Here is a 23,645-nt window from a genome sequence, read left to right on the forward strand (position 1 = left end):
CCGCCGTGCCGGTCGACCTCTTCGATCCGTACAGGAGCACTCGTCATGATCTGGAATCGTCAACGCCCGTCGTCCATGCCCAGCCACCGCTACCGCCCGTACTCGGAGCGTGTGCCGGTGCCGCTGACCGACCGGGCGTGGCCCACCGCCCACACCGCCGCCGCGCCGCTGTGGGTGCCGGTCGATCTGCGCGACGGCAACCAGGCCCTCGCCGAACCGATGGACCCGGCCCGCAAGCGCACGTTCTTCGAGCTCATGATCCGCATGGGGTACAAGGAGATCGAGGTCGGCTACCCGTCGGCCAGCCGAACCGACTTCGACTTCGTCCGCGACCTGGCCGAGCAGCATCTGGTGCCCGACGACGTCACGATCGTCGTGTTCACCGCCGCCCGCACCGATCTGATCGAGCGCACCTTCGAATCGGTGCGCGGACTGCCGAATGTCGTGGTGCACATGTACACCGCAACGGCCCCGACGTGGCGCAACGTCGTGCTCGGTCACGATCGGGAGGCGCTGCACCGCTTGATCTTCGACGCTGCGCAGGACGTCGCGCGCTGCGGCGACCGGCAGCCCGGGGTTCGCTTCGAGTTCTCCCCCGAGGTGTTCAACCTGACCGAACCCGACTACGTACTGCAGGTGTGCGACAGCCTCACCGAACTGTGGGACGCGTCGCCGGATCGTCCGGTGATCCACAACCTGCCTGCGACGGTGGAGATCTCGACACCCAACGTCTACGCCGACCAGATCGAGTACATGCACCGGCACCTGGCCCGCCGCGAATCGGTGATCCTTTCGGTGCATCCGCACAACGACCGCGGCACGGGCGTCGCGTGCGCCGAACTCGCGGTCCTGGCCGGCGCACAGCGCGTCGAGGGGTGCCTGTTCGGCAACGGTGAGCGGACCGGCAACGTCGACCTGGTGACGCTCGCGCTGAATCTGCACGCACAGGGCGTCGACCCGATGATCGACTTCTCCGACATCGACGAGGTGCGTCGAACAGTCGAGCACTGCAACAGGATCGACGTACACGCCCGACACCCGTACGGCGGCGACCTGGTGTACACGGCGTTCTCCGGCACCCACCAGGACGCGATCAAGAAGGGCTTCGCGCACCACTACGCGCAGGCGGAGTCCGCAGGCCTCGATCCCGCACACGCTCCGTGGGACGTGCCCTACCTGCCGATCGATCCCCGGGACGTCGGCCGCGACTACGAGGCGGTCATCCGGGTGAACAGCCAGTCCGGCAAGGGCGGCATCGCCTACCTGCTGCAGACCGGGTACGGCATCGACCTGCCCCGACCGCTGCAGATCGACTTCGCGGGACGCGTGCAGCGGGCGACGGACGACAGCGGCGCCGAGATCACCGCAGAACAGTTGTGGGAGTTGCTGTTCGCGGAGTACAGCTTCGACGGCAAGCTGGGCCAGTGGTCGATCGAGCACCAGGACGGCGGTGACCGTCTGCGGATGCGAGCGGAGTTCGACGGCGCCGCGATCGACGGCGAGGCCTTCGCCGGCGGACCGGTCGAGGCGCTCACCAAGATCCTGGCCGATCACGGCCGGTCGGTCGAGGTGCTCTCGTTCGTGCAGCAGTCGGTGGGCACCGGCAGTTCCGGGCGGGCCGCGACGTTCGCGCTGTGCCGCAGCGGCGGCGTCCAGCGCTGGGGAATCGGGTTCGACCAGTCGGTGACGGCGTCGGCACTGCAGGCGGTCCTGGCCGGAGTGGCCGGGATGCCCACGACGGAGTGACGGACGGGCGGCGGCCGGAACACCCCCCACCGAGCGTGTTCCGGCCGGCGCCTCGGCGTCAGCTCAGGTTCGCGGACAGCATGCTGCTGCCGGCGCCACTCTTCAGCAGATCGGCGATGACGGCGCTGCCACCGTCCATGCTGATGGTGGCGCTGCCGAGGTTCAGCGCCTGACCGAGGCTGCCGAAGCCGCCCGGGGAGAACACGACCTGGTAGCTGTAGGACAGAACAGTATCCTGGGCATCCTTGTCGAAGCACGCGCCGACGACGGCGTAGGCGCCCGGAGTGATCGGCTTGAGCAGTCCGGGGTTGAAGTCGTTCTCGTCGAGCGCGGTGGTGCTGTCGGCCGTAGGCGCCGCGTCCGACGTCGGGTTGCCGATGTAGTAGACCTTGCTGACGAGTTCAGCGAGTCCGGGCCACTGATCGGTCGGCAGCGCGGCGAGGGGCAGCGCGTCGGTGGCGTTCAAGACGATCGGCAGGCAGAAGGCATTCTGGCCCGTGCTCGTCTGAGTGACGGTCATGTCGATGACGTCGCCGTCGACACTGGCGGAGACCTTCGGGGCCGGTACGGCGGCGGCAGGACCTGCGGAGGCGATACCCGGCACGGCCAGGGCGAGCGTTCCGGCGACGGCAACGGCGGCACCCGCACAGCGGGCGATGGTCGACTTCTTGGACAACTGCTTCTCCTTGCTTCAAAGGTGGCGCACTGTTCACGACAGTCCTGCCGGACCCGAGATCGCGTCTGGCAGAACCGGATTCGAAACACCCCGCCGTCTCCGGAGGGGGCAAAGCAGACAAGCAGGGCGAACGTAGCACGGAAACTTACTGAACGGTAGTAAGAATTCCGGTCGCCGAGACTGCCCGCGCCGAGTGACGGACGTCACTACCGGTTGCGGAATGACCGCACCGGTGGGACCGTTGTAACCACAGTCTTTGAAGTTTCAACTACTTTCCCCTGGGAGTTCACATGACCACCGCCACCGCCCTGCCCAACCTGTCCGCCGGCACCTGGGCCATCGACCCCACGCACTCGACCGTCGGATTCATGGTCCGGCACCTCGTGGTGAGCAAGGTCCGCGGCACGTTCAACGACTTCTCCGGCTCGATCACGATCGCCGAGGACGGCACCCCGTCCGTGCAGGCCGAGATCCAGGTCGCGTCCATCGACACCAACAACGAGCAGCGTGACGGCCACATCAAGTCGGCCGACTTCTTCGACGTCGAGCAGTTCCCGACCGCCACCTTCGTCTCCACCGGCGTGCGCCCGGCCGGCTCGAACTTCGTCGTCGAGGGCGAGTTCACGCTCCACGGCGTCACCAAGCCCGTCGAGCTGGCGCTCGAGTTCCTCGGCGTCAACCCGGGCATGGGCAACGGCCCGGTCGCCGGTTTCGAGGCGTCGACCACCATCAACCGCAAGGACTTCGGCATCAGCATCGAGATGCCGCTCGAGGGCGGCGGCGCCGTCGTCGGCGACAAGATCGCGATCAACCTCGAGATCGAGGCCGGCCTCCAGGCCTGATCCACCCCCATAGACGACGCACCCGCTGCGGCCACCTCCCCCGATCGCAGCGGGTGCGTTTCTCCATGTCGGGACCGACCCGGCGTCGGAGAGGCCTAGACGCCGGGCGCCCCGAACCACCGCGCCAGGTGTCCGGTGAGATCGCCTTGGTCGTCGCCGACCCACGCCACGTGCCCGTCCGGCCGCAACAGTACGGCGGGTGCGTCCAGTTCGGCACGCGTGTCGACGACGTGGTCGACGCGATCGGCCCACCCTGCCGCCGAGAGTCGTCCCGTGCGGTCGAGCAGCAGACCGCGGCCGCCGTGCATCAGTTCGTAGAGGCGGCCCCGCCCCCACGGCACGTCCCGCATCCTCCGTCCCACCAGGTCGTGTCCGTCCCCGAGGTCGTAACGGACACCGATCGCGGTGATCTTCTCGATCAGGTACCGGTTCACGTCGTCGAACTCGATCAGTTCCTCGAGCAGCCGTCGAACGGCCCGCGCACCCGGCTCGACGGACATCAGCTCCATCTGCGCCCTGGTGTTCTCCAACACCGCGGCAGCCACCGGATGCCGCTCGTCGTGGTAGCTGTCCAACAGTCCCTCCGGTGCCCAGCCGGCCGTGTGCGCCGCCAGCTTCCAGCCCAGGTTGAACGCATCCTGGATACCGAGGTTCAGTCCCTGCCCGCCGGTCGGCGGGTGGATGTGGGCCGCGTCGCCGGCAAGCAGTACCCGGCCGCTCCGGTAGCGTTCGGCCAACCGGGTGGCGTCGCCGAAGCGGGACAGCCAGCGCGGTGAATGCACGCCGAAGTCGCGTCCCGCGACAGCACGCAGCTGTGTTTCGAAGTCCGCGAGGGTCGGCGCCGCCTCACGATCCTCCGCGACCCCAGCTGCGGGAACGATGACGCGGTACACACCCTCCCCGAGCGGCATGAAACCGAATCGCTTGTGGGTCCTGCGGACCTCGGCCGTGACGGCGGCCAGCGTCTCCGGTGAGGCAGAGACCGCCATCTCCCCCAGCAACGTCTCGACCCTGCTGGGCTCTCCGGGGAAACCCACGCCGAGCAGCCCGCGCACCGTGCTGCGCCCGCCGTCGCACCCGACGAGGTACCGCGAGCGCAGTCGCGTCCCGTCGGCCAGTTCGACGGTCACGCCGTCGTCGTCCTGCGCGATCCCGACCAGTTCGCAGCCGCGCCGGATCTCCGTCCCGAGCTCGAGTGCCCGGTCCGCCAGGATGCGATCGGTGACGGGCTGCGGAATCCCGAGGACGTAGGAGTGGGCGGTGTCCAGGTCGTCGGGCCACGTGCTGCTCAGCCCCGCGAAGAACCCCCCGACCGTGAACTGCTTTCCCTGCGCGAGGAACCGTTCGAGCAGCCCCCGCTGGTCCATGATCTCGATGCTGCGCACGTGCAGACCGAGTGCGCGGACGAACTCGGGTGGTTCTTCCTGTTTCTCCACCACGAGTGTGTGCACGCCGTGCAGTCGCAATTCCGCGGCGAGCATCAGACCGGTCGGCCCGGCCCCGGCAATGATGACGTCGAACATGTTTCCCCTCCGCCGTTTTCGTTTCCGGCGGACGATTCTGTGTCACCACCGGGGGCTTGCCGCAAGGCCCCCACTGCGCTATATGTTGAAAGTGGAAGGGGATCCCATCTCGATCCCCGCATTCCGTTCCCCCGTGAACTACGACCCGATACTCGGCACCGGCAACGCCGCCGAACCGGCTGCGGGCGGTTGCGGCAGCAGGGTCAGGTCACCGGTGGCGGCCACGTCGGCGGAGGGCTGGCTCACACTCTCCGCACCGTTCTCGACGTGCCCCATCCACCGGCGCCGGTAGGACGGGTCCTCGGCGATCGTCAGCGTGGCGTCGTACCAGCCCTGGTTCGAGGCGACGATCCAGAAGTGTTCGGTGCCCGCCGCCACCGGGGCGGCCCTCCCGGCCGCCGTGACGGTCACACTGCTCGTACCCTCGTTGGCCACGGTCACCCGCAGTGTTCGGCCGGCCCGATCGATCGTCGTCCGAACCCGCACCGCCGCGGCGGGACCGCTCGCCGAGCCGGTGAACTCTCGCCGGAAACCGTTGGGGCCGATCAGCGTCAGGTCGTAGCGATCACCAGAGAGCGCGACCGTGTCGGCGTGATCACCGAGCACGTCGTAGTGGCGGGGCAGGTCGAACTCCCCCGCGTACGGGTACAGCGCGAGATGAACGCTCTCCGTCCCGGTGTTCCGCATCCGCACGGACACCTGCCGCGTTCCGGTGTCGAACACGGCCTCGGCGTCGGGTTGGTAGGGCAGCGCCCGCGCGGGCCGGGTACCGCTCTCCTGCAACGGCATCCGCTGCTGCTCGGGCGGGGCGGGCTTCCAGCGCGGGCTCAGCGGCGGTGCGGGCGGCGGCGGTGTGACCGACGGCCGGGCGCGGGGAGAAGCGAAGTCGAACACCGACGTGAGATCACCCGCGACGGTCCGACGCCACGCGCTGATCTCGGGCTGCGCGAACCCGAACCGCTTCTCCAGGAACTGGGTGACCGAGGTGTGATCGAACACCTGGGAGCACACGTACCCACCGACGGTCCACGGCGAGATCACCGTCATCGGCACCCGGGGGCCGAGCCCGAGCGGTTGGTCGCCCACCCATTCGTCGGCCACGTCCCGCGGTGGCAGCGGCGGCGGCACGTGGTCGTAGTAGCCGTCGTTCTCGTCGAAGTCGAGGAACACCGCGGTCCTCGACCAGGTTTCGGGATGGGACGCGATGGCGTCGAGCACCTTGTAGACCAGGGTGGCACTCGACGCCGGCGACGACGTCATCGGATGCTCGCAGTCCACGGCCGACGGCACCAGGTACGACACCTGCGGCAGCGTGCCGGCCTCGACGTCCGCGCGAAAGACGTCCGCGAGGGTGCCGGGCCGCTCACGGCGCAGCGCGCGGTCGTACAGACGCCGGTCGGGTCCGTCGAGTCGCGCCACAGCGTCGTCGAGGCAGCGCAGTAGCAGGTTCTGCCCGTCGACCGGCAGCAGTGGCAGCGCCGCGTACAACGCTGCGAGCGTGGGGAACTGGTACGGCACCAGCCCGGGGTGCCCGAGCAGGGCGTGCACCACCCGTTTGAACCGCACGAAGTACTCGAGGTTGTTGTCGGTGAAGTTGTCCCACTCCTGGTAGGTCCGCCAACTGATTCCGGCCGTCTCGAGCCGTTCGGGGACGGTGGTCCAGGTGTAGCCGTCGTGCCACGGCATGTACGAGTCGTTGGTGACCGCCCGCGAGCCGTTCGCCTCGAACCCGGTGTAGCCGCTGATCCAGTAGTTGCGGTTGGGCGCGGTCGACGTCGGCACCGAACAGAAGTAGGCGTCGCACACCGTGAACGACTCGGCGAGTTCGAACTGGAACGGAATGTCCTGACGGTCGTAGTGGGCCATCGTCGCCGCGGTCTTCGCGGGTATCCAGCCGTCGTGCCAGCCACCCGCGACGGCGGCCTGCCCACCGGCCCACTCGTGGTCGAGGGCGTCGACGTTCTGGGTGTCCATCCGCTGCACGCCGGCCGCGTCGCGGATCGGGTACGGCACCACCACGGACTCCCGGTCCGGCTGCTCGTACACGGTCCGGCCGGTGCGCAGGCGCAACGCATTGGGGTCACCGAACCCACGCACGCCGCGGAGCGTGCCGAAGTAGTGGTCGAAGGCGCGGTTCTCCTGCATCAGCAGCACGACGTGCTCGATCGAGTCCAGACCGCCCGGCTGTACCGGCGACGCGAGCGCGGCCTGCAATGACGGCGGGAGCAGCGATCCGGCGACGGCGCCGCCGACGGCACCGCCACCCAGGGCCAGGAAACGCCGCCGGGACATCTCGAACGTCACGTCTGGACCTCCTGAAGAGCCGAAATGCGACACGGTTGGCCGGAGGCTATCGGAGCTGCGGGCGTCCCGGAGGCGGATTCGAGGCCCTGATCGTCAATGACGACCGGGCAGGTCGATCTCGTCCGGTGTCTTGTCGTCGCGCAGGCCTTTCCAGCTGGGATGTCGCAGGCTGCCCCCGCTGTACTCGCGGTACTCGACGTCGCCGACCAGTCGGGGTTCGACCCAGTGCGCGCCCTTCGCGTCGCGGCTCGGCGGCGGCGCGGCCAGCGGGCTCGTCGGCCGCTCCAGCGCGGCCAGTTGTTCGCGGAGCGATCGGCGGAGCGCGGCGCTGAATCCGGTGCCGACGTGGCCGACATAGATCAAGTCGCCGTCGTCGTCGTGTGCGCCCAGCAGCAGGGAGCCGACGCCGTTGCGTGCTGCGCCGTTGCCGTCGACCCAGCCCACGACGATGACCTCGGTGTTCTTGCGCAGCGGAGTCTTGATCCATTCCGGCGCGCGTCGACCCGGGCGGTAGGTGGAGTCGACGCGTTTCGCGACCACACCCTCGAGGTGGTGCTCGCGGGCCAGGTCGAGCATCCGGTCCCCGTCGACGTCGGTCCAGAACGGCGGTACCTGCACCCGCCGCCCCGAGAGTCCGAGACCGTCGAGCAGCCGGCGCCGCTCGAGGTAGGTCTTCGCGACAGTGGATTCGCCATCGAGATCGAGGACGTCGAACACGTAGTAGGTCACCGGAAACTCGTTGCGCAACTGCGCCGTCGGGCGCAGCACGTGCATCCGCCGCTGCAGCCGGGCGAACGACGGCCGGCCCTTCGCGTCGAGAGCGACGATCTCGCCGTCGAGGACGACGTCGTGGTCGTCGACGGCCGCGGCGATCGGCCCGGTCAGTTCGGGGAACGCTGAGGTGATGTCGTTGCCGTTGCGGCTGAACAGCCGGATGCCGTCGCGGCGAACGTCGGTGACGGCGCGTTGGCCGTCCCACTTCATTTCGAACGCCCACCCCTCACCGGCCGGTGGTCGGCCGAGCGTGGCCAGCATCGGTGACGGCGGCGACGAGATCGACGGCGGCATGAGTCGAGTCTGCTCCGATCGGCAGCGCTCGTCCCGGAAATCGGGGGTGCAGCTAGCTGGTCTCCCGAGAGTCGTCGGCGAGCGCCTCGAGGAGTGCGTCGTAGTCCCCCTCGGTCAGGAATCGGTCCCTGACCGCCTGCCCGATCTGGATGTTGAAGGTGCCGTGCACGATTGGCGCTCCATCGTTCACCCAGGGAAAGGGGTTCGGGTCTGCCGGGCGGTCGTATCGCCACGCGATCAGCTCCTGCAGGGCGACGTGTCGTTCCAGGTTGCCGGCCGCGTAGTGTGCGGCGATCTCGTACGGGGTGCCACCGTGGAAGTCGGGCCGCAGCTCGGGAGCGTCGATCCTGGCGCGCACGAGTAGATCGCGGACGGCGGCCATACTCTTGCCGGTTATCGCCGCGAGCGCGGTTTCGGTGTAGCCGTTCTCATGCAGTCGGCGCAGACTCCGCAGGTAGGCGATGCGCGCTACGCATTCGCGGGCCTGGTCTCGGATCAGCGCTGCAGTGACCTGGTCGTCGCGCATGTCCAACCGCACCTCCTCCGTCGATGCGACGGTGTCGCCGTCGCGCTCCTGCGCCGCGGTCTCCGACCGGACGTGATCCAGCCCTGTTGCCCCGGCACGACTTTCGACGGAGCGCTACCCGGTCACCCGCTCGAATGTGCCATTTCGATCAGCATGCGGGTCGACGGCCACGTCGGATCCGACAGTAACGGGCGACGCGGCCGACCCACGGGTGGGACGCGCGATGAATTTCGCGAGTGCGCCCGGTCTGTATCGCTGAGGCTCCGCGCACCCGGCGGGGAGCGACCACAGAACGGGAGCTCGTCATGACCGCCGCATTCCCCCGCACCCGCACCGGTACCGGCGCCGGCACCGTCTCACCGAGGGCCCGGCTCGCCGGGTTGGTCGTGACCGGCCTGGTGGTGGCCTTCCTGTTGTTCGATGCCGTCATCCACCTCGCGAACATCGAGCCGGTCCGCGATTCGATGGTCGGGTACGGCTTCCCGGAGTACGCGCCCTACATCATGGGCGTGGTGATGCTGGTGTGCCTGGCGCTGTATCTGACGCCGGTCACGTCGATCCTCGGGGCGGTGCTGCTCACCGGGTATCTGGGTGGGGCGGTCGCCTGCAACATCCTCACCGAGCAACCGCTGCTCTCGACGATCCTCTCGCCGGTGTACGTCGGGATCTTCGTGTGGGGCGGGCTGTACCTGCGGGACGCCCGCGTCCGGGCGATCATGCCGCTCGTCCGCGTCTGACGGGCAGTGGGCGACTCCACAGTTGCCGGGAGCGGTCACGGCCTAGGCTGGTCGTCGTGAAAAAGTTCGTGCCCGCCGCCGTCGTCGACATCCTGTTCGTGGTCATCTTCGCCCTGCTCGGCCGGAGAAGCCACGAGGAAGGAGTCGACGTCAGCGGTCTGTTCACGACGGCGTGGCCGTTCCTCGCCGGTCTGGCCGCTGGCTGGATGATCACGTTCGCGCTCTACCGCGACAAGTTCGATGCGCGGCTCGTCGTTCCGACCGGCGTGATCGCGTGGCTGTCGGCGCTGGTGTTCGGCATGCTGCTTCGCGCGGCCAGTGGTCAAGGCACCGCGTTCTCGTTCATCGTCGTTGCGGCGTCGTTCCTCGCCCTGTTCCTGATCGGATGGCGGGCGATCTATCAGGCAGTGCAGAGGCGCCGAGTCGCGGGCCTGTCGTAGGCGACGGCCGATGTCTACACGCAGGATTTCCCGGAGGCCGCGATGAGCTCGACAGTGGAAGAGCAGCCCGAACGGTCCCGTTCCGATCACAGCTTCTTCGGACAGCCGTTCGCGCTCGCGAACCTGTTCGGCGTCGAGATGTGGGAACGGTTCTCGTTCTACGGCATGCAGGGCATCCTGCTGTACTACCTGTACTACTCGGTGGCCGACGGCGGACTCGGACTCGACAGGGCCTCGGCCGCCAGTATCGTCGGCGCCTACGGCGGCACGGTGTACCTCTCGACGATCGTCGGTGCATGGATCGCCGACCGGCTCCTCGGCTCCGAGCGCACCCTCTTCTACAGCGCGTGCCTGATCATGCTGGGGCACATCAGCCTGGCGATCCTGCCGGGCCTGGCGGGGGTCGGGGCGGGTCTGGTGCTGATCGCGTTCGGCAGCGGCGGACTGAAGGCGAACGCGACATCGCTCGTCGGTGATCTGTACGCGCCCGACGACCAGCGTCGCGACGCGGGCTTCTCGATCTTCTACATGGGCATCAACGTCGGTGGCCTGGTCGGTCCGCTACTCACCGGATGGGCGCAGAAGAACTGGGGCTTCCACGTCGGCTTCGCGCTCGCCGCCGTCGGGATGGCGCTCGGCCTCATCCAGTACACGCTCGGGCGCAAGCACCTGCACGGTGTCGGCTCGACCGCCCCCAATCCGCTGCCGGAGGCCGCGCGGCCGCGGGTCGCGGTGATCGCGATCGTCGCTGTCGCGGTCGTGTTCGCGTTCGCGCTCGCCGGGGTGATCACCGCCGCCAATCTCTCCGAGATCGTGGTGGCACTGACGATCGTCGCCGCGGTGGCGTATTTCGCGGTGATCCTGTCGAGCCGGCGCATCACCCCCACCGAGCGCAGCCGCGTGTTCGCGTTCATCCCGATGTTCATCGCGAGCGCGGCGTTCTGGTCGCTGTTCCAGCAGCAGTTCACCACCGTCGCGATCTACGCCGACACCCGCCTGGACCGCAACCTGTTCGGCTGGGAGTTCCCACCGACCTGGGTCCAGTCGATCAATCCGGTGTTCATCATCATCTTCGCGGGTGTCTTCGCGGCGCTGTGGACCAAGCTCGGCGCGCGCCAGCCGTCGTCGCCGATCAAGTTCGCGCTCGGCACCGGCATCATGGGCATCGCGTTCCTGTGCTTCATCCCGATGTCCGGCGGCGGCCCCGACAGCGCTCCGCTACTCGGCCTCGCCGCGATTCTGCTGCTGTTCACGTTCGCCGAGCTGCTGCTCTCCCCGGTCGGGCTGTCGCTGTCCACGAAACTCGCCCCGGCCGCGTTCCACACCCAGATGGTCGCGCTGTTCTTCCTGTCGGTGGCACTCGGTTCCAGTCTGGCCGGCACGCTGTCGCGCTTCTACGACGAGGACCACGAGGTGCCGTACTTCGCGACCGTCGGGCTCGCGTCGCTCGGCATCGGTGTCGTGCTCGCCGTGCTGTCGCCGTGGATCCGCCGGCTCATGCGCGGCGTCCACTGACCCCCTCCCCCCTCGCGTTTTGCGCACTTATCGCGCCGGATCGCGCCCCGAAACCGCGATAAGTGCGCAAAACGCGGGGGGTGGGTCAGCGCACGAGCAGGTCCCGGACGTGGGCGGTCTCGTTCACCGATGCCACCCGTCGGGTGCCGTTGCGCGAGACCAGTACCCGGCTGATCGACACGTAGTCGATCGGGAAGGTCAGGGGCCGCGGCAGTTCGAGGAGGTCCTGCAGCACGACGTTGATCACCCCGCCGTGCGCGACGATCACGACGGTGTCCGCGTGACTCGACTGCCCGACGACCGCGTCGATCGCCTCCAGGACCCGGCGGCGGAAGGCGCCCTCGTCGACGAAGTCCGGCAGCAGCCCGGCCCGGATGCGTTCGAATGCCTCGGGCATCCGTTCGCGCGCCTCGTGGATGGGGATGTAGTAGCCCTGGTCGGCGTCGTACTCGGCGAGCCGCTCGTCGATCACCGGCCGCGCCCCCAGTGACTCGACGAGTGGGCCCGCCGTCTCGATCGCCCGCCGCTGCGAGCTGGCCACCACCCGCGCGACCGTGACGTCGGTCAACGCGGACGGCAGCCGCCGGGCCTGGCGGTGTCCCAGCTCGGTCAGACCCGGGTCGGCGCGGCCCTCGGCGACCGCGACGCGCTCCGGCAGCGCGTGCCGGACGAGCACCAACTGCACGGTCAGGCCCCGTAGCCGGACGCACCGGCCCGGGTGAGCACCATCTTCGACAGCACCGCCCGGTTCGACAGCCGCAGCACCGCGTCGACGAGTTCGACGACGTCGTTCACGGTCAACATCGTGTCGGCGGGAATGAGGTCCTTGGTCCACTCGGACATGTCGGTGTCGACGTAGGCCGGCGCGATCGCGGTCCCGGCGACACCGTTGCCGGACTCCTCGGCGTTGAGCGTCTCGACGAGCGAGAGCAGCGCCGCCTTGGTCGCCCCGTACACCGCGAGGTTCGCCTCGGCGTAGACACCGGTGATCGAGGACACCGCAACCACTTTCGCACCCCGATCCGGGTTCTCCGCGGCGCCCTTGCGGAGCAGCGGCAGCGCACGCTGGAGCAGTGTGAACGGTGCCGTGAGGTTCACCGCGACGGTCTTCTCGAACCGCTTCATGGGGTACTCGGCGATCGGTCCGGCGGTGCCCACCCCGGCGTTGAGGACGAGCGCACGCATCGACCCGAACCGGTCCTCGTGCGCACCGGCGAGCGCCTGGGCCGCATCGGGATCGGCCATGTCGGCCGCGATCGTGACGACGTCGGACGCGCCGGCGGCCCGCAGGTCGTCGGCGACCGCAGCGAGCCGGGACGCGTCGCGCGCGGTGACGGTGAGCCCGTAGCCTTGCGCCGCAAGTCGTTTCGCGATGCCCAGTCCGATACCGCGCGACGCTCCGGTGACCAGTGCACTGCTACCCGTCATCGGTGTTCCTCCAGTGCGGCGAGCCCGGCCGCGACGAGTGGGGGCACCGCCTCACAGGCGTGCGCGAATCCCTCCCCCGTGGTGGCCCCGGCCAGATGCCGGTGCGTGATGCCCTCGGCGATCACCGCGAGCTTGAAGTTCGCCAACCCCAGGTAGAAACCCCACCGATCCAGGGCCGTTCCCGTTGCCGCCGAGTACATCTGCGCGATCGCATCCGCCGACGGCAACCGCGGACTCGTCCACGCCGCCGGCTCACCCAGGATCACATCCAACGCCGGGTGCCGGTACACACACATCTGCGCCAGATCGGCGAGCGGGTCACCGAGCGTCGACAGCTCCCAGTCCACCACCGCCACCACACGACCCGGGTCGTCGGCGGCGACGAGAGTGTTGTCGATCCGGTAGTCGCCGTGCACGATCGCCGTCCGCGACCCGGCCGGCACCGCATCCCGCAACAGCCCGTGCAAACGGTCGAGGTCCGGCAACTCGCGGGTCTTCACCCGCTCCCACTGCCGCGCCCACAACGCCACCTGCCGCGACAGGAACCCGTCCGGCCGCCCGAACCCCTCGAGCCCCACCGCACGGTGGTCCACGGCGTGCAGCGCGGCCAGCACCCGCACCAACTCCCGCACACACGCGTCGACCTGTACACCCGACAGTGCCTCGAGGTCGTCGACGGTGCGGATCACCTGTCCGTCGACGAATCCGGTCATCGCGAACGGCGCACCCAGCACCGACTCGTCCTCGCACAACACCACCGTCGGCGCGACCGGCACGGCCGAGTCCTGCAACGCCGCACACACCCGGAACTCGCGGGCCACATCGTGCGCCGACGGCGTGAGGCCCGCCGTCGGCGGCCGCCGCAGCACCCAGCGAGAGACGCCGTCGGACACCTCGAAGGTGAGGTTCGACTTACCGCCTGAGATCAGCCGTGCCTGCAGATCGCCCCCGACAGCGATACCGCTGTCGCCGAGAAACCGCTGCAGCGCAACCAGATCAAGACCCTCCAACTGCGTATCGGTCACGGCCGCCCCTCCTCACGCGCCGCCCGCTTCGCCTTGCCCACGACCCGCTTGGCAAGCGCCCACCGGTGCACCTCCGACGGGCCGTCGTACACCCGGAACGCACGCACCTCCCGCGACAACCGGGCCAGCGGCAGATCCCCCGAGACCCCCATGCCGCCACACATCTGGATCGACCGGTCCACGATCCGGAACACCGCCTCCGCCCCGAACGTCTTCGCGATCGACGTCGAATCCGAGCCGCTCTCGCCCTGATCGAGTTCGAAGCACGCGTGCGTGAGCAGCGCCCGTGTCGCGGCGATGTCGATCTCGTTGTCCGCGATCATCTGCTGCACCATCCCGAGATCGCCGAGTCGGGACCCGAACCCGTCGCGTCGCGCGACGTAGTCGACCGCGACGTCATGACCGCGGCAGGCCGCACCGAGCCAGCGCATCACGTGCGTCATGCGGGCGGGGCCGAGGCGCACCTGCGCATACGCGAAACCTTCGTCGACCGCACCGAGGACCGCATCGTCCGGCACGAACAGGTCGTCGAAGAACACCTCGCAGTGGCCGCCGATCATCGCCCGGTCGAGGGTCTCGATGTGTCGGCCCACCCGAATTCCGGGCGCCGACGCGGGTGCCAGGAACATCGTCGCTCCGCCGCGGTCACCCGGCGCCCCGGACGTGCGCGCCATGATGATGAAGAACCCGGCACCGTCCGCGCCGGTGATGAACCACTTGTGGCCGTTGATCTTCCAACCGCCGGGCGCCTTCTCCGCCCGCGTGGTGAGCGCCGACGGATCCGAGCCGGCGCCCGGCGCCGGCTCCGTCATCGCGAACGCCGACCGCACCTCGCCGCGAGCGAGCGGGCCGAGGAACTCCTCTTTCTGCGCCGCGCTCGCGACGTGCGCGAGCAGGTGCACATTGCCCTCGTCCGGCGCCGCGATGTTCAACGCCGTCGGCCCGAACAGCGAATACCCGGCCGCTTCGAACACCGAGGACCGATCACCCATGTCCAGGCCCAGGCCACCGAACTCCACCGGTGCGTGCGGCGCCAGCAGACCGCGCCCCTTCGCCTCCGCCTGCATCTCGACGCGGATCGCGTCGCCGCCGGCCGCGGCGATATCACCGCCGTGCGCATCCTCGATCGGCAGGACCACCTCCCGCACGAAATCCCGCGTTCGTTCGACGAGGCTCTTCACCTCGGGCGAATACGACAGGTCCACCGCCATGACTGGGCCTCCTCACATCCCACCGACCGATCGATCGCTCGGTCTGGTCACCGTGTCACGCCGCGGGCTTCGCAGTCAAGCCTTCGACCAGATCGAAGGGACAAACCAACCAGTCGCTAACCTGGGAGCAGCCATCGACTAGGGAGGGACGATGACCACAAGTCCGGATCGCACCAGAATCGAATTCCCCGGCATCAGCTCACGGGCCTGGGAACACCCCGCAGACCGCGCGGCGCTCGTCACGCTCCGCACACTGAAGGGGTTCGACACGATTCTGCGAACCCTGTCGGGCCTGCTGCGGGAGCGTCAGCACCGCCTCATGTACCTCGCCACATCGATCCGCGTCGACGAGCGCCAGTTCCCGGATCTCGACGACCTGCTACGCGACTGCGTCGAGATCCTCGGCGCGGACGAGACGCCGGAGCTGTTCGTCTTCCAGTCGCCCGCCGTGAACTCGTTCACGATCGGCATGGACAAGCCGTTCATCGTGGTCACCACCGGGCTGCTCGACGTGATGAACTACGAGGAGCAGCGCTTCGTCATCGGCCACGAACTGGGCCACGCTCTCTCCGGGCACGCGGTGTACCGCACGATCCTGCTGCACCTCATGCGTCTCGCCGGCACGATCGGGTGGGTGCCGGTCGGCGGCTGGGCACTGCGCGCGATCATCGCGGGTCTCATGGAATGGCAACGCAAATCGGAACTCTCGGGCGACCGGGCAGGACTGCTCTGCAGCCAGGACGTGCATACCGCGCTGCGGGTCCAGATGAAGCTGGCCGGCGGCTCGCGGGTCAGCGAGATCGACCCGGACGCCTTCCTGGCGCAGGCCGCCGAGTACGACGCGAGCGGCGATCTTCGGGACGGAGTTCTCAAACTCCTCAACATCGAACTGCTCTCCCACCCGTTCTCGGTGCTCCGTGCCGCCGAACTGAAGCGCTGGGTGGACAGTGGCGATTACGCGCGGGTTCTCCGGGGCGAGTATCCGCACCGGTCCGCGGACGAGGACGCCCGAATCCGCGACGAGTTCCGTAACGCCGCCAAGACCTACAAGCAGAACTTCGACCAGTCGGACGACCCGCTGATCCGCGTGCTGCGTGACGTCGGTAGCGGACTGGGCGACGCCGTCGGCGCCGTCGGGCACGGCGTCGGCGAGGTCGCTGCGGACATCAAGGAGCGCTTCTCACACTGGCGGAGGAACTCCGGCGACTGAGACAGTCGCGGATCGCGTCACACCGCGCCGACCGCCCCCCGGGCAATCGCGAGGTACCGCTCGACCAGCTCATCGGGACTCAAGGGCCCGTCGGGCCGGTACCAACTCGCGACGGCGACACACATCGTGGTGACGGCCCGGCTGGCGTCCTCCGGGTAGGGCGTGCGGAAATCACCCGCCCGCACCCCTTCCCGCACGACGTCGTCGAGCATCCGCTGCTGTTCGTCGCGCAGCGCCACATACTCGTCGCGGGCGTCGGGCTCCATGCTGCGCATCTCGGTGGATGCGACGAACGCCTGCTCCCGGCGGACCATGTGGAATCGGAGCAGCGACTCGACGACGGCGTCGAACTGTTCACGCGGAGTCGGTCCGGCCTCGTCGAGCGCCCGGCGGCTCCGCGCGAGCAGGTCGGCCATGACCACCCGGGTCAGCCCGATCAGCAGGGCCTGCTTCGACGGGTAGTGGTGGTAGAGCCCGGGTACCGACAGCCCTGCGCGCGCGGCGATCTCGCGAATCGATGCGCCCTCGTAGCCGCGTTCGGCGAACAGGTCGAGCGCCGCGGCCAACGGTGTGGACAGCGCCGCGTCGTCGTAGTGCCGCCACGAGCCGGGTACCTGGTCGGTTGTCATGCCCCCACCGTAAGCCAGCCGGCATCACGGCCCCGCCACACCGGTCACTTCGCCGGCGGCTTGGCCATCTCCCGCAGCAGCAGGTCGGTCATCTTGACCGCCCGGTCGCCGCCGTCGGCGTCCGCGACGAAGACCGCGAAGGCCAGGTCGCCGCGCGATCCGAAGAACCACCGGTCGGAGTCGTTGCCGGACGCGACGCCCATGAGGTCCGGGTACCCCTTCAGGAAGGACGCCGATCCCTTCTGGACGTTGTCGCGCATCGTGTTGCGCAGCCCGTCGGTGACCGCGGACGGCAGCGCGTTCTCGGTGTTCTTAGCGGTGGCCTGCTGTCCCTCGACGATCATCGGCAGCGGGGCGCTGCCGCGGGCGACGGATGCGGCGATCATCGCGAGCCCGAACGGGCTCACCTTCTGCTCGGATCCGTTCCTCGACTTCATCACCTGGTCGACGTTGGATTGCGAGGCGGTCAGCACGGCCGTCTCGGGATCCAGTCCGGGCATCTCGTAGTCGAGTCCGACGCCGAGTTGTCTGCCGGCCCGCTCGAGGTCGTCGTCGCTCACGTCCTTCGGATCGACGCCGGCCTGGGCCGCGGCTGCGGTGCGGACGAGGTCCAGGGAGTCCCCCGCCGGGTACAACCCGGTGAAGGCGATGGGACCCTGTTCGATCGCCTGATTGTTCTGCGCCGCAGCGACAACGGCACCGGTGGACGGCCGAACCGCGACGATCACCGACGGCGTGCCGACGCTCACGACGGCGTTCTCGGCGGCCAGTTGCAGCTGCGAGTCGAGGGTGGCCTTGATGTCGGGCCCGGGCGGGCCCTGGTACCCCACCTGCTGCTGCACGGCGCCGTCGGGATCGACGACGTTGACCGCCCAGCCGGCGGTGGCGTCCCGATTCAGCTGCCACACCTTGCGGAGCGGGTCGAGCAGGGGTGTGACGATGCGGCGATCCGTCGTTATGAGTTTGGGCTGCTTGTCCACGATCACACCGGGGATTCCGGTGAGATCCTTCTCCAGGTACTGGAAGTCCTGATCGCGCAACAGCACTGCAACGATTCGCTGTCCGGGCTTGGCAGCCATGTCCTGTCGCATCGAGTCCCCGGTAACGAGTGGAGCAACGGGCTCGAGCGCCTTCGCGAGCCGATCGGTGGTGGCGACGGGGTCGGGCATCGACGCCGGGTCCAGGGTGATCGCGTTGATCGTCTGTTCCGCCATCAAGGGGTTACCGGCGCCGTCGAGCACTCGGGGTGGGGCGGCGTCGGTGCGGTCGTAGTAGACGGAGCGTCCGTGGCCGAGCGCCGGCGCGAGCAGCGTGGGGTCCCACGAGATGCGCCAGCCCACGGCCAGCTTCTTGACGCCCCCGTCGACGAAGTAGCTCCAGTCCTTGCCCTCGCCGAAGTTCCAGGCCGCATCCACGGTGAAGAAGCCCGAATCGCCGTTGAGCTCCATGAACTGCGCGAGGGTCCACGTCGATTCCTTCGCGTCGAGCCCGTCGAACATCTGCTGGATGGACTCTTCGGCAGCGTTGGGATACGACGTGAGCTCGGCGGCGGCCTCCGCGTCACGGTCGTTGAGGGCGCGGACGAATCCTGTGACGACCGACTGCGCGCTCGCATCGGACTTGTCTCCCACACAGGACACGAGTGCGACGGCCAGGACGGCGACGAGGCCGAGCGGCAGGGCAAGCGCACAGCTACGCCGGACGCGGGGCGAGGCACGGAAACCCATGGTCACAATCCTCCCGATTGTCACATCAGCAACAAGCACGGATCGCGTACGAAGCGGTCACGATTGCGCCACTGGCGCTGGCTGCCGATATCTTCTCGTTATTCCGTGCCCCGGTTCGGGGAGCACCGCGGGACTACCGGAGGAACCGACCGGCAGCTTCCAGCGCGGGACCCGAACTATCCGCTCCCGCAACGAAAACCGCGAAAGCGAGGTCTCCATCCATGCCCACGAACCAACCGTGTGGGCGTGTGCCATCACCGTACTCCGCGGTCCCGGTCTTGCCCTCGAGGTTCGGCAGATCGGCGAGTGTCCTCGCCGTCCCGTCCGTTACCGTCTCGCGCATCATCGATCGCAGTGCGGCGTCGACCTCGGCGGATGTCGGCGGCACGGTGCGGTCGGCGACGCCCGGTTTCCCGGCGATCATCATCGGGGCCGGGGTGGAACCGTTCGCGATGGACGCCGCCACGAGTGCCATTCCGAACGGCGACGCGGTCACCGCGCCCTGGCCGATCGCGGACTCGACTCGTTCGGCAGGGGTCTCCGCGGTCGGTACCGACCCCGTGACGGTCGTCAGGCCCGGGGTCATGTAGTCGACGCCCAGACCGAACTGCAGCGCGGCCTGCTGCAACGCGTCCGGGGGCAGCGACACCGCGAGGCGCCCCATCGTGGTGTTGCACGAATGCGCGAATGCCGAGTGCAACGGCACCGAACCCAGATCGAAGTTGTCGTCGTTCGGGATCTGCCGGCCCTCGATGTTCTCGGTGCCGGGACACGGGAGCACGGTGTCCGGGGTGGCCTTCCCGGCCTGCAGGGCCGCCGACGTCGTGACGGTCTTGAACGTCGACCCCGGCGGGTAGAGGCCGGTGAGCGCGACCGCACCCTGCGCGTCCGCGGGAGCGTTCTGCGCGACGGCCAGTACCGCGCCCGTCGACGGCCGCAACGCGACGATCGCGGCGGGCTGCGGCACGCTCGCGAGCGCCTCTTCGGCCTTGGTCTGCAGCCGCAGGTCCAGGGTGGTGTCGATGTCCGGGACCCGGGCCGCGTCCTGACCGGCGAGGCGACTGGTGGTGCCGTCCGCGGTCACCATCTGCACGGCCCACCCGGCGGAGGCGTCCTGCTGCTCCTGCCACACGGTCGCGAGGTCGGCGAGCACCGGTGACGAGAGCGCCCGGTCCACCGTGAGCAGCCGGGTCTGCTGCACCAGGTCCACACCGGGCACCGCCGCGAGCCGGTCCCGGATGGGCTCGACGTCCGGTTCGCGCAGAGTGATCGCGGTGATCGGCTTGCCGTCGGATTTCGCGAGTTCCGCGTCGAGGGACTCGGTGGTGACGGTGGGAACGACCGGAGCGAGCAATCGGGCCAGCGCGGCAGTGTCCGCGGGTGGTTGCACGTTGACGAGCGTCACCACCTGCTGCGTCATGATCGGTTGTCCGTCGCCCGCGACGACCTTCGCGGGTGTTCCGGACGTCGGGGTGAACCGGACGGTGGAGTCGGCGTCGAGCCCGGGCACGAGCACCGCGGGATCCCACGCGATCACGTCGCCGTCGACGCGGCCCTCCGTGCTGTACTGCCACTGCTTGCCGTCGCCGAAACTCCAGTCGGCCGCGAGGGTGAACGCGTCGCCGTTCTCGGAGACGGTGAAGGACCGCCCCTGCGCGTTCAACCCGTCGAGCATCGCGGTGATGGCCGTCGACGCTGCCGCGGGATCGCTCGTCAGGTCGGCGGCAGCCTGGACGTCTCCGCTCGCGAGCGCGTCGGCGAAACGCTGTTCGGGTGACGGGTCGCCGCCGCCACATCCGGACAGGACGAGCGCGGAGGCCACGGCCAGGACGGTCGCGGTGGTGCGGGGGCCGGGTCGCGTGACAGACATGGTCCCGATGATGCCCGAGAAACAGACCTCGAGGACGGTGGCGGCGCCGCTGGAACGGAGTAATCATGTAATCAGTGCAGTACGCACTACCCGATCGGCTCGAAGGAGGACGATCATGGGAAGGGCACACAGCCATGGCGGTTTCGGAACCGGTGGCCGCAGATTCGGAAGGCCGGGCGGGTGGCAGCAGGCCGACGCCCCGGACGCGTCGGACGCGTCGGACTGGTTCGCCGGACGGCTCCCCGACGACTGGTTCACCGGCCCCGCGACGGTGGAGGTGGACCGTGAGGAGATCGTCGTGTTCGGCGAACTCCCCGGCGAGGACACGGAGAACTCCGCGGCCGCGGAGGAGGGCCGCGTCGCCCGGTTCCGCGAGTCCACCCGGCCGGCGCGCATGCAGATCGCGGACGAGGCCGAGGCCCGGTACGGGCGCAAGGTCGCGTGGGGCGTCACGATCGGCGATCGGCGAATCCTGTTCACGCACCTGGCCGTTCCGGTGATGACGCGACTGCGTCAACCCGAGCGGAAGGTGCTCGACACCCTCGTCGACGCCGGCGTCGCGCGGTCGCGGGCCGACGCGCTCGCGTGGACGGTCAAGCTCGCCGGCCAGCACGCGGAGGAGTGGCTCACGGAACTGCGCGAGGCGATGCGCAAGGTCGACGACCTCAGATCGGAGGGCCCGCAGCTCTGACGAACCGTCAGCGGGCGACCTCGGCGAGGCGCCCCGTGGCGACGTCGAACACGAAGCCGCGCAACGACTCCGTGAGCGTCACGAAGGGGCTGGTCTCGATCCGGCGCAGCGACTGGCGGACGTCCTCGTCGAGGTCGGCGAACGATTCCGCCGACCAGTTCGGCTTGATGCCGACCTCGTCCTGGATGTCGCGCTTGAAGGCGTCGTCGGTGAACGTGAGCATGCCGCAGTCGGTGTGGTGGATGAGGATGATCTCCCGCGTGCCGAGGAGTCGCTGGCTGATCGCGAGCGAGCGGATCTCGTCGTCGGTGACGACCCCACCGGCGTTCCGGATGACGTGCGCCTCGCCGGCGCCGAGTCCGAGGATCCGGTACACGTCCAGGCGGGCGTCCATGCACGCGAGCACCGCGACGTGCTTGCTCGGCGGCAGCGGTAGAGGGCCGGTGAACGTCTCCGCGTAGCGCTTGTTGTTCTCGAGGTATTCGTCGGTGACCGTCATCGGCGTCTCCCGGGTTCCTGAGTCGAGCGGGGCCTCGGATGCCCACGCGCGCCCTCCATGATCGTCGCGCCCGCGCGCCCACGAAACCCTTCCGCTCGCCCCGAGCGGAAATAAAGCGGTTGCACGACGGTTGAACCGGTCATACCGTGGTCGACGTTCGTGTTTCCGATCGATAGGACAGGCCCTTGCTCCTGTAGAGGTGATCTCGCGCCCTGCGCGTCGTGTGCCCCGGCACCCGCCTGCGCTTCGTACGCACCCCTCTCGGAGTTCTCATGGCACATTCTTCCACGTCCGTCACCCTGTCCGATCTCACCTTCGCGTGGCCCGACGGCTCCCCTGTCCTCGACGGACTGGACGCCGTCTTCGGTGCGGGACGCACCGGGCTCGTAGGCCTCAACGGCTGCGGAAAGTCCACGCTGCTCGAGCTGATCGCCGGCCGCCTGCAGCCGGCCCGCGGATCGATCACCGTCCACGGCACCGTCGGCTACCTGCAGCAGGACGTGACGCTCGATCCGGGCGTGCGGGTCGACGCGATCCTCGGGATCGCGGACGTCCGGCAGGCGTTGGCGCGCATCGAATCCGGCGCCGGCACCGGTGCCGACTTCGACATCGTCGGTTCCGCGTGGGACATCGAGGAGCGCGCGGTGTCGATCCTGCACCGGCTGGGCCTGCACCGCATCGTCGTCGACGTACGCGACCTGGAGCGCACGGTGGGCGAGTTGTCCGGAGGCGAGACGACGCTGCTCGGTCTCACCGCGCAACTGCTGCGCGAGCCGGACGTTCTGCTGCTCGACGAACCGACCAACAACCTCGACGGCGCCAGCCGTGCCCTGCTCGACGCCGCGGTCCGGCAGTTTCCCGGCACCGTCCTGCTCGTCAGCCACGACCGTGATCTGCTCGATTCGGTCGACACGATCGCCGAACTCCGCGACGGTCGAATTCGACTGTTCGGCGGCAACTTCGGCGACTATCTGCACGTGATCGAGACGGAGCAGCAGGCTGCGCGCGCCGCGGTGCGCGACGCGCGCAGCGATGTCCGCAAGCAGGGCCGCGAACTGGTCGACACCCAGATCAAGCTGGATCGTCGCGCCCGGTACGGGAAGAAGATGTTCGAGAACAAGCGCGAGCCCAAGATCGTGATGGGCATGCGGAAACGGGCCGCGCAGGAGTCGGCGGGCAAGTTGCGCGGCAACCACATCGAGAAGCTGGACGATGCCAAGCGGACCCTCTCCGAGGCGCAGGATCGGGTGCGTGACGATCGGGAGATCCGTATCGACCTCCCGGACACGACCGTGCATCCGGGCCAGCAGGTGATCGAGCTCGAAGGAGCTCGACTGCGCAGCGGGCAGAGTCTCGACTTGACGGTGACCGGACCCGAGCGGATCGCGCTGGCGGGCGGCAACGGCGTCGGCAAGACCACGGCGCTGCAGGAGATCGTGCGCGCCGGGACCCGGGTGCCGTTCGGCTTCCTGCCGCAGCGTCTGGACGTCTTCGACGAGGAGCTGTCGGTGGCGGCGAACGTCGCGGCCGCGGCGCCGCACGCGTCCGCCGAACGGATCCGGGGCAGCCTGGCCCGGTTCCTGTTCCGCGGAGCCGAGGCCGACGCGCCCGTCTCGACGTTGTCCGGCGGCGAACGACTGCGCGCCGCGCTCGCGCTGCTGCTGACAGCCGAACCCCCGCCGCGGCTGTTGCTGCTCGACGAGCCGACCAACAACCTCGATCTGCCGTCGCTGGACCATCTCGTGCAGGCGCTGAACGAGTTCCGCGGCGCGCTGGTCGTCGTGAGCCACGATCGGCAGTTCCTGCGGGACATCGGCATCACCCGGCGGCTCGAACTGACGGAGGACGGGCTCGTCGCCGCCTGACGCCGTATGACATTCGCCACGAATGTCGTACGGCGCGCGCGGCGGCTAACACGGCGGGCATCGACGGCGCTAGCGACGAACGTCCCGGATCGTCGCCACACCGGCACCACCGG

General features: G+C 69.0%; 21 protein-coding genes. 8 read left to right on the top strand and 13 right to left on the bottom strand.

Annotated features, from left to right (window positions below; translation table 11 throughout):
* Positions 1-45 precede the first annotated feature (45 nt).
* On the top strand, positions 46-1,746 hold the full coding sequence (locus tag ABEU20_RS04510) for a 2-isopropylmalate synthase (protein WP_420163206.1): 1,701 nt from the start codon (positions 46-48) through the stop codon (positions 1,744-1,746).
* 58 nt (positions 1,747-1,804) lie between these two features.
* Here the strand turns inward: ABEU20_RS04510 and ABEU20_RS04515 are convergent, their stop codons facing one another.
* Positions 1,805-2,422 (bottom strand): hypothetical protein, encoded by a 618-nt coding sequence (locus ABEU20_RS04515; RefSeq protein WP_420163207.1) that lies wholly within the window; start codon positions 2,420-2,422, stop codon positions 1,805-1,807.
* Between the two features lie 290 nt (positions 2,423-2,712).
* Between ABEU20_RS04515 and ABEU20_RS04520 the strand changes: the two genes are divergently transcribed.
* Positions 2,713-3,264, top strand: coding sequence for a YceI family protein (locus ABEU20_RS04520; RefSeq protein ID WP_013417260.1), 552 nt, complete (start codon positions 2,713-2,715; stop codon positions 3,262-3,264).
* Positions 3,265-3,359: 95 nt separating this feature from the next.
* On the opposite strand, the gene rox is transcribed toward ABEU20_RS04520, so the two are convergent.
* From rox to ABEU20_RS04540, 4 genes are all read right to left on the bottom strand, one after another.
* On the bottom strand, positions 3,360-4,787 hold the full coding sequence (rox, locus tag ABEU20_RS04525; protein WP_420163208.1) for a rifampin monooxygenase: 1,428 nt from the start codon (positions 4,785-4,787) through the stop codon (positions 3,360-3,362).
* 138 nt (positions 4,788-4,925) lie between these two features.
* Positions 4,926-7,091, bottom strand: coding sequence for a phosphocholine-specific phospholipase C (locus tag ABEU20_RS04530; RefSeq protein WP_420163209.1), 2,166 nt, complete (start codon positions 7,089-7,091; stop codon positions 4,926-4,928).
* Between the two features lie 93 nt (positions 7,092-7,184).
* A complete protein-coding gene (gene ligD, locus ABEU20_RS04535) occupies positions 7,185-8,159 on the bottom strand; it encodes a non-homologous end-joining DNA ligase (RefSeq protein WP_420163210.1) in 975 nt (324 codons plus the stop codon).
* 52 nt (positions 8,160-8,211) lie between these two features.
* Entirely contained in the window at positions 8,212-8,685 is a 474-nt protein-coding gene (locus tag ABEU20_RS04540) for a hypothetical protein (RefSeq protein ID WP_420163211.1), read from the bottom strand.
* 305 nt (positions 8,686-8,990) lie between these two features.
* Here ABEU20_RS04540 and ABEU20_RS04545 point away from each other — a divergent pair, with 305 nt between their 5' ends.
* From ABEU20_RS04545 to ABEU20_RS04555, 3 genes are read left to right on the top strand one after another with little or no spacing between them, the layout of a single operon-like run.
* A complete protein-coding gene (locus ABEU20_RS04545; RefSeq protein WP_420163212.1) occupies positions 8,991-9,422 on the top strand; it encodes a DoxX family protein in 432 nt (143 codons plus the stop codon).
* A gap of 56 nt (positions 9,423-9,478) precedes the next feature.
* Positions 9,479-9,862, top strand: a complete 384-nt coding sequence (locus ABEU20_RS04550; protein WP_420163213.1) for a DUF3054 domain-containing protein — start codon at positions 9,479-9,481, stop codon at positions 9,860-9,862.
* Between the two features lie 42 nt (positions 9,863-9,904).
* Positions 9,905-11,377 carry a peptide MFS transporter gene (locus ABEU20_RS04555; protein ID WP_420163214.1) on the top strand — a complete coding sequence of 491 codons (1,473 nt, stop codon included), beginning with the start codon at positions 9,905-9,907 and terminating at the stop codon, positions 11,375-11,377.
* Positions 11,378-11,462: 85 nt separating this feature from the next.
* On the opposite strand, the gene ABEU20_RS04560 is transcribed toward ABEU20_RS04555, so the two are convergent.
* The 4 genes from ABEU20_RS04560 to ABEU20_RS04575 are packed head-to-tail and all read right to left on the bottom strand — an operon-like array spanning position 11,463 to position 15,041.
* Entirely contained in the window at positions 11,463-12,062 is a 600-nt protein-coding gene (locus ABEU20_RS04560) for a histidine phosphatase family protein (RefSeq protein WP_420163215.1), read from the bottom strand.
* 2 nt (positions 12,063-12,064) lie between these two features.
* Positions 12,065-12,805, bottom strand: a complete 741-nt coding sequence (locus tag ABEU20_RS04565; RefSeq protein WP_420163216.1) for an SDR family NAD(P)-dependent oxidoreductase — start codon at positions 12,803-12,805, stop codon at positions 12,065-12,067.
* Positions 12,802-13,830 (bottom strand): phosphotransferase family protein, encoded by a 1,029-nt coding sequence (locus tag ABEU20_RS04570; protein WP_420163217.1) that lies wholly within the window; start codon positions 13,828-13,830, stop codon positions 12,802-12,804. Before ABEU20_RS04570 ends, ABEU20_RS04565 begins: the two co-directional genes overlap by 4 nt.
* Positions 13,827-15,041, bottom strand: coding sequence for an acyl-CoA dehydrogenase family protein (locus ABEU20_RS04575; protein WP_420163218.1), 1,215 nt, complete (start codon positions 15,039-15,041; stop codon positions 13,827-13,829). The genes ABEU20_RS04570 and ABEU20_RS04575 overlap by 4 nt, the downstream gene beginning before the upstream one ends.
* 151 nt (positions 15,042-15,192) lie before the next feature.
* Here ABEU20_RS04575 and ABEU20_RS04580 point away from each other — a divergent pair, with 151 nt between their 5' ends.
* Positions 15,193-16,251: a M48 family metallopeptidase gene (locus ABEU20_RS04580; RefSeq protein WP_420163219.1), complete on the top strand. Its 1,059-nt coding sequence runs from the start codon at positions 15,193-15,195 to the stop codon at positions 16,249-16,251.
* A 17-nt stretch (positions 16,252-16,268) separates the two neighbouring features.
* Here ABEU20_RS04580 and ABEU20_RS04585 read toward each other — a convergent pair whose 3' ends face one another.
* The 3 genes from ABEU20_RS04585 to ABEU20_RS04595 all read right to left on the bottom strand — a co-directional run bounded on the left by ABEU20_RS04585 (position 16,269) and on the right by ABEU20_RS04595 (position 20,477).
* Positions 16,269-16,880, bottom strand: a complete 612-nt coding sequence (locus tag ABEU20_RS04585) for a TetR/AcrR family transcriptional regulator (protein ID WP_420163220.1) — start codon at positions 16,878-16,880, stop codon at positions 16,269-16,271.
* A gap of 44 nt (positions 16,881-16,924) precedes the next feature.
* Positions 16,925-18,607 carry an NTF2-like N-terminal transpeptidase domain-containing protein gene (locus ABEU20_RS04590; RefSeq protein ID WP_420163221.1) on the bottom strand — a complete coding sequence of 561 codons (1,683 nt, stop codon included), beginning with the start codon at positions 18,605-18,607 and terminating at the stop codon, positions 16,925-16,927.
* A 133-nt stretch (positions 18,608-18,740) separates the two neighbouring features.
* Complete coding sequence (locus ABEU20_RS04595) at positions 18,741-20,477, bottom strand: penicillin-binding transpeptidase domain-containing protein (protein ID WP_420163222.1); 1,737 nt, start codon at positions 20,475-20,477, stop codon at positions 18,741-18,743.
* 115 nt (positions 20,478-20,592) lie between these two features.
* Here ABEU20_RS04595 and ABEU20_RS04600 point away from each other — a divergent pair, with 115 nt between their 5' ends.
* Entirely contained in the window at positions 20,593-21,168 is a 576-nt protein-coding gene (locus ABEU20_RS04600; protein ID WP_420163223.1) for a hypothetical protein, read from the top strand.
* Positions 21,169-21,175: 7 nt separating this feature from the next.
* On the opposite strand, the gene ABEU20_RS04605 is transcribed toward ABEU20_RS04600, so the two are convergent.
* Positions 21,176-21,667, bottom strand: a complete 492-nt coding sequence (locus tag ABEU20_RS04605; RefSeq protein ID WP_420163224.1) for a beta-class carbonic anhydrase — start codon at positions 21,665-21,667, stop codon at positions 21,176-21,178.
* A gap of 272 nt (positions 21,668-21,939) precedes the next feature.
* Between ABEU20_RS04605 and ABEU20_RS04610 the strand changes: the two genes are divergently transcribed.
* Positions 21,940-23,532: an ABC-F family ATP-binding cassette domain-containing protein gene (locus ABEU20_RS04610; RefSeq protein WP_420163225.1), complete on the top strand. Its 1,593-nt coding sequence runs from the start codon at positions 21,940-21,942 to the stop codon at positions 23,530-23,532.
* The last annotated feature ends 113 nt before the right edge of the window (positions 23,533-23,645 follow it).

Source organism: Rhodococcus parequi (genome assembly GCF_046042785.1).
Taxonomy (GTDB): Bacteria; Actinomycetota; Actinomycetes; order Mycobacteriales; family Mycobacteriaceae; genus Prescottella; species Prescottella parequi.